Raw genomic sequence first — 5,815 nt, 5'->3', positions numbered from 1 at the left:
GCCGACCTGATCCGGGTCAGCCCGGTCCCGGTCCTGGCCCTGGGTGGCGTCGAGTCCCCCGATCAGGCGCGGGGCGCGGAAACACTTCGGGGGCGGCGCATCGCCGCCCCCGAATCAGGGTGTTCGCCCGGCTGGTGAACCACCAGGCTGGTCGGGCTGGATCGCCGGTGAACCACCGGCGCTCGCCGGCGCACCGCCGGCGAGCCGGACAGTGCCCGCTAGAAGCGGTCCACAAACTGTGAGTCGAGCCACTCCCGGAAGCGGGCGATCCAGTCGCCGTCGGTGGTGGGCCAGTCGAACTGGCCGGTCATGGCGAGCACGCCGAGGACCACGGCGCCCAGGCCGGCGATGATGCCGAGCAGCGCGTCGGTCTTGCCCGCGACGTGCCGCCGCCGGGTGGCGAGCAGCCCGAACACCGCCAGCACCGCGCCGAGGGCGCCGAGCGCGATGCCGTACCCGGCGAGGGTTCCCGTGAGCACGAAGAGCACGGCCGCGACGCCGGTGATCAGGCCGAGCGTGGCGAGCATGCTGGCCCGGGGCCTCGGACCGGCGGCGGCGGGCCGCTCGACCCGGTCGTCGACACCGTCGTGGTTCCGGTCGACGGCCGGCTCCGGCGCCCGGCCGGTGGCGGGTACGACGGTGCGGTCCCGATCCGTCAGCGAGGTCGCGGTGCCGTTCCGGTCGGTGACCGACGTCGGGCCGGCGGCGCGGGCCGCGGCGGCGTCCCGGTCGAGGTCGACGGTGCGGCCGTCGAGCGTCCGCTCCAGCGTCGGGTCCTCCGTGCCGGTGACCCGCGGCTGGCGCTGGGTCTCCTCGTCCGGGCTGGCCGTCGCGGCCCGGGCCACCGCGGCACGCTGCTCGGCCCGCCGCACGGCATCGGCATCGTGGCCGTCCGTGGCGGTGGCGGGGGCCGCGTTGCTGCGGTACGTCGTCTGCTCGTCGTTCCGGTCCGCTACCTCCGGCGGGTCGACCCGGCCGGTCGTGTCGGCGCGGGTCCGGCCGTCCACACCGTCGTTCGACGCCGGTTCCGTGCGGCGCGAGAGGGAAGGAATTCTGACCACAACACACCTCCTGGTAAATGCGTTGGCGGCCGTCCAGTGGGTGGCGCCCACGCGTGACATCTCCGAGGTACCCCGTCGCGACCTCCGCGACACGCCTCACGCGCCGACGGTCGACGATGGCGGGGCCGCGGCGCCCACGCCGGGCTACCGTTGCCGTCGTGCCAGAGGGACACACCATCCACCGCCTGGCGGCCCGCCACGCCGAACTGTTCGCCGGGGACAAGGTGCACGCCGCCAGCCCGCAGGGCCGCTTCGCCGAGGGTGCCGCCCGGCTGACCGGCAGCGTCCTCGACGCCACCGAGGCGTACGGGAAGCACCTGCTGCACCACTACGCGGGCGAGCTCACCCTGCACGTGCACCTCGGGCTGTACGGGAAGTTCGTCGACGGCGCGGGGGAGCCGCCGGAGCCCGTCGGGCAGGTGCGCCTCCGGCTCACCAGTGACCGGCACTGGCTGGACCTGCGCGGGCCCACCGCGTGCGAGCTGCTCACCCCGCCCGAGGTGGCGGCGCTGCGGTCCCGGCTCGGCCCGGACCCGCTGCGCGCCGACGCGGATCCGGAGCGGGCGTACGCGCGGATCTCCCGCAGCCCGACCCCGCTCGCGGCGCTCCTGCTCGACCAGTCGGTGGTGGCCGGCACGGGGTTGATCTTCGTCACGGAGGCGTTGTTCCGGGCGGGCCTGCCACCCACGCTGCGCGGCCGCGGGCTCAGCCGGACCGGCTGGGAGGAGCTCTGGGCCGACCTGGTGGCGCTCATGCGCGTCGGGGTCGAACGTGGCCGGATCGACACCGTCCGGGACGTCCACTCACCGGAGGCGACGGGCCGGGCCGCGCGGGTCGACCGGCACGGCGGGGAGGTGTACGTCTACCGCCGCTCGGGCGCGCCCTGCCACCTCTGCGGCACGGAGGTCAGCCGCGGGTCGCTGGCCGGCCGCAACCTGTACTGGTGTCCCACCTGCCAGCGGGACTGATCACACCTCGTCCACCAGCCAGCGGACGATCTCGACGTGGTGCGCGAAGACGATGTCCGCGTCGATGCTCCACGCCAGCGTCTGCGCGATCGTCCAGCCCCGTACCCGGTCGCGGTCCAGGCCCAGGTCCCCGGTGAGCCGGTCCAGCCGACGGCGTACGGCGGCGGGGGAGTGGCCCAGCTCCCGACCCCGGACCATCGGCACGACACTGAACTCCCGCTCGCCGGTCAGCGGCTTCGGGTCGATGACCAGCCACGGCTCGCGGGCGGCCCGGAGCACGTTGCCGGCGTGCAGGTCCTGGTTGACGAGCACCTGCTCGCCCTGGTCCGGGGCCAGGTCGGCGATCAGCCCGAGCGCGTTGTCCAGCAGCCGCCGCTCGTACGGGCGGTCGGCGCGGTCCCACTTCACGGGCAGCCGCTCCCGCCAGCCCGCGGCCTCCTCCGCGAGCGGGGTGAACGGCGGTCCCGCCGGTTTCCACAGCCGGGGCAGCAGCCCCACGACCACGTCCAGCGCCGCGTCGGCCGGCAGCTCGTGCAGGGGTGAGCCGGGTGTGCACCGTTCGACCAGCAGGGCCCGCCGGGACGGGTCGTGCCGGAGCAGCCGGACGGCCCCGTCACCGGCCCAGTGGTCCAGGGCGGTCGCCTCGTGGACGCTGTCCGGGTCGGGATACTGGAGCTTGAGCACGGCCGGGGTCCCGTCGGGCAACTCGGCCGGGAGGGCCAGCGACGCGAGCGCGTACGGGAAGGGTGGTCCGACGCGCAGCGACCACCGTGCGGCACACTCCGCGAGCAGGTCGGGCAGGGCGGCCAGCCATTCCCGCCCCGCCTCGGTGCCCCGCAGCCACCCCAGCCCCTCCGGCATCTCCATGCGTCGATGATGGCGGAACGGCAGGGGCGGCGGGTCAGCGGCCGGTGGTGCCGAGGGCGTCGACCGCCTTGCGGGCGGCGATGAGCACCGGGTCCCAGACCGGGGCGTACGGCGGGGCGTAGCCGAGGTCGAGGGCGGTCATGTCGTCCACCGTCATGCCGTTCCAGAGCGCCACGGCCAGGGTGTCGATCCGCTTCGCCGCCTCCGACCAGCCGACGATCTGCGCTCCGAGCAGCCGGCCGCTGGGCTTCTCGGCGATCAGCTTGACGGACATGAAGCGCGCCCCGGGGTAGTAGCCGGCCCGGTTGGTCGACTGGGTGATCACCGAGACGAAGTCGAATCCGGCGGCTCGGGCGTCCCGCTCGCGCAGGCCCGTGCGACCGACTTCCAGCTCGCACACCTTGGTCACCGCGGTGCCGATCACCCCGGCGAAGGTGGCGTAGCCGCCGCCGATGTTGATGCCGGCGACACGGCCCTGCTTGTTGGCGTGGGTGCCCAGCGGGATGTGCACCGGCATGCCGCTGACCCGGTGCAGGGACTCCACGCAGTCGCCGGCCGCCCAGACGTCCTCGACGCCGGGCACCCGCATCCGCCGGTCGACCCGGACCGCGCCGCTGGGGCCGATCGGCAGGCCGGCGGCCTGGGCGAGCGCGACGTTGGGGCGTACGCCCAGGCCGAGGACGACCACGTCGGCGGGGATGGGACCCTCGGCGGTGACCACGGCGGACACCCGACCGTCGCGTTCGTCGAGGCCGGTCACCGAGAGGCCGGGGCGGATGGTGATGCCCAGGCCGCGCATCGCGTCGACGACCAGCTCGGCCATGTCCGGGTCCACGGTGGACATCGGCTGCTCGGCCTGCTCGACCAGCGTGACGGTGAGCCCGTGCTGGATGAGCGCCTCCGCCATCTCCACGCCGATGTAGCCACCGCCGACCACCACCGCCCGCCGGGGCTTCGGATCGGCCTCCAGCCAGTCGATCAGCGCCGCCCCGTCGTCGAGGGTCTGCATGCCGAAGACGCCGTCGACGTCGGTGTGGGCCCAGTCCGGCTTGATCGGGACGGCGCCGGTGGCGTACATCAGGGTGTCGAACCGCTCGCGGACCTCGCCGCCGCGCTCCAGGTCCGAGGCGACGACCTCGCGCCGGTCGAGGTCGATGGCGGTGACCTCGTGCCGCAGGCGTACGTCGATGTCGAAGTCGGTCCGGAAGGTCTCCGGGTCCCGGGCGACGAGCTGGTCGCGGTCGGACACCAGGCCGCTGACCCAGTACGGGATGCCACACGCCGAGTAGGACGTGAAGTGCCCCCGCTCGAAGGCGACGATCTCCAGGTCCCGCTTGTCGCGGCGGCGTCGGGCCTGGGACGCCGCCGCCATGCCGGCGGCGTCGCCGCCGATGACGATCAGTCGTTGCGCCACACGCACCATCCTGTCACGGCGAGCTCAGCCCCCGGGTCTGTCGCGCCACGTCCGCGACGACGTCGACGAGCCGGTTGGTACGCGCGAAGACGGCGCGCTGCCGGGCGGCCCCGCTGCCGTGGCGGCGCAGTTCGCCGAGCAGGTCGGTCACCTCGGCGAGGTCGCCGTGCCGCTCGAGCGCGGGGGAGAGCCGTTCGACGAGCTGGTCGAGCAGGTCCCACGCCGGCCGCAGCTCGCCGTCGGTGAGGTCGACGCCGTCGCCCTCCAGCCCGTCGTGTGCCGCCCGCCAGTGCGCCGCGACCAGCAGGTGGTGGTCGGTGCGGACGGCCGGTCGGCCGGCGGCGATGTCGTCCATCGCGGTGGCCACCATGCCCCGGACCAGTGCGGCCACCAGCACGGCGTCGTCCACCGACGGGCAGACGTCGCCGATCCGGATCTCCACCGTCGGGTACTTCGCCGACAGCCGGGCGTACCAGTAGAGCATCCCCTCGTCGAGCATCACCCCGCTGGCGATGAGCTGCCGGATCAGCCGCTCGTAGTGTTCGTGCGACTCCAGGAACGGGGTCGGCGCCACCGACGGCCAGCGTTCCCACTCCACCGACCGCCAACTCGCGTAGCCGGTGTCCACCCCGGCGGCGAAGGGGGAGTTGGTGGTCACCGCGTGCAGCACCGGCAGCCACGGCCGGACGTGGTTGATCACCTGCACGCCGATCTCCGGGTCGGGCACCCCGACGTGCACGTGCATGCCGTTGTTGCCGGGGCCGGGCACCAGCAGCCGGAACCGCTCGATCATCCGGTCGAAGCGGGGCTTGTCGACGACCGGCGGCACCGGGCCCTCCACCGGGCCGGTGCCGATGGCGAGCAGGCGTACGCCGGCCCGCTCGGCGGCGTCGGCCAGGGCGGCGCGCAGCACCCCGAGGGAGTGCCGGATCGAGCTGAGCTCCAGCCCCGGTGGGCTGCCGATCTCGATCTGGCTGGTCTGGAACTCGCGTTCCACCTGACCGCGCAGGTCGGCCGGCACCTGCTCCATGACGAGGTCGACGGCGGGCACCGCGGTGCCGGTGTGCGGGTCGACGAGCAGGAACTCCTCCTCGACACCCACGGTCAGCAGGTCGGCTCGCCGGGCTCCCGCACGGGGCGCCTCCGCCACATGGCCGGTCATCGCCATCACCGTCCGTTTCCTCGCCGGTCGCGGTCCGTCCGCTTCGGGCGTCCGGGTGGTTACCCACCGTGGCGGCGCGGGGAAACGCGGCGTCGGCGTGTCGGGATCACGGCGTGTGACGTGACAGCGCGGCCTAGCCTGGACCCGTGCCGGGAGTGCCGGGGTTGCTGCTGGGGTTGTGGGCGGGGACGCTCACCCAGCTGGTCGTGTTCGCGGACCGCCCGGCCGAGTTCCTGGCCGGTGCGGCGCTGGCGCTGGTCGCCGCTCTGCTCACGGTCCACCTGGCCGCCGCCGTCGCTCCCCGTGCGGGGCGACGCGCGAGCAGGCTGCGGGCGTGGGTCCG

Annotated in this window: 6 protein-coding genes; 2 read left to right on the top strand and 4 right to left on the bottom strand. The window is 74.4% G+C overall.

Annotation, left to right across the window (positions count from 1 at the left end):
* Window positions 1-218 precede the first annotated feature (218 nt).
* Window positions 219-1,061: a DMT family transporter gene (locus tag AB0I76_RS20890; protein ID WP_357037895.1), complete on the bottom strand. Its 843-nt coding sequence runs from the start codon at window positions 1,059-1,061 to the stop codon at window positions 219-221.
* 158 nt (window positions 1,062-1,219) lie between these two features.
* On the opposite strand from AB0I76_RS20890, the gene AB0I76_RS20885 reads away from it, so the two are divergent.
* Entirely contained in the window at window positions 1,220-2,029 is an 810-nt protein-coding gene (locus tag AB0I76_RS20885) for a DNA-formamidopyrimidine glycosylase family protein (protein ID WP_357037892.1), read from the top strand.
* Here the strand turns inward: AB0I76_RS20885 and AB0I76_RS20880 are convergent, their stop codons facing one another.
* From AB0I76_RS20880 to AB0I76_RS20870, 3 genes are read right to left on the bottom strand one after another with little or no spacing between them, the layout of a single operon-like run.
* Window positions 2,030-2,896, bottom strand: a complete 867-nt coding sequence (locus tag AB0I76_RS20880) for an aminoglycoside phosphotransferase family protein (RefSeq protein ID WP_357037889.1) — start codon at window positions 2,894-2,896, stop codon at window positions 2,030-2,032. It abuts the gene before it with no gap.
* Between the two features lie 34 nt (window positions 2,897-2,930).
* Window positions 2,931-4,310 (bottom strand): FAD-dependent oxidoreductase, encoded by a 1,380-nt coding sequence (locus AB0I76_RS20875; RefSeq protein ID WP_357037886.1) that lies wholly within the window; start codon window positions 4,308-4,310, stop codon window positions 2,931-2,933.
* 13 nt (window positions 4,311-4,323) lie between these two features.
* Complete coding sequence (locus AB0I76_RS20870; RefSeq protein WP_357037882.1) at window positions 4,324-5,472, bottom strand: glutamate--cysteine ligase; 1,149 nt, start codon at window positions 5,470-5,472, stop codon at window positions 4,324-4,326.
* A 146-nt stretch (window positions 5,473-5,618) separates the two neighbouring features.
* On the opposite strand from AB0I76_RS20870, the gene AB0I76_RS20865 reads away from it, so the two are divergent.
* Window positions 5,619-5,815: hypothetical protein (locus AB0I76_RS20865; RefSeq protein WP_357037880.1), on the top strand; the 197-nt coding region annotated here is incomplete at its 3' end.

The sequence above is a fragment of the Micromonospora sp. NPDC049799 genome (assembly GCF_040656655.1).
In the GTDB taxonomy this organism is placed as follows: Bacteria; Actinomycetota; Actinomycetes; order Mycobacteriales; family Micromonosporaceae; genus Micromonospora.
This window is presented reverse-complemented; position numbering and strand designations above follow the sequence as displayed.

Bases quoted from the DNA above. Each gene is read 5' to 3' on its own strand.
- AB0I76_RS20880 (WP_357037889.1), bottom strand. From the start codon at position 2,896: ATGGAGATGCCGGAGGGGCTGGGGTGGCTGCGGGGCACCGAGGCGGGG.
- AB0I76_RS20870 (WP_357037882.1), bottom strand. From the start codon at position 5,472: ATGACCGGCCATGTGGCGGAGGCGCCCCGTGCGGGAGCCCGGCGAGCC.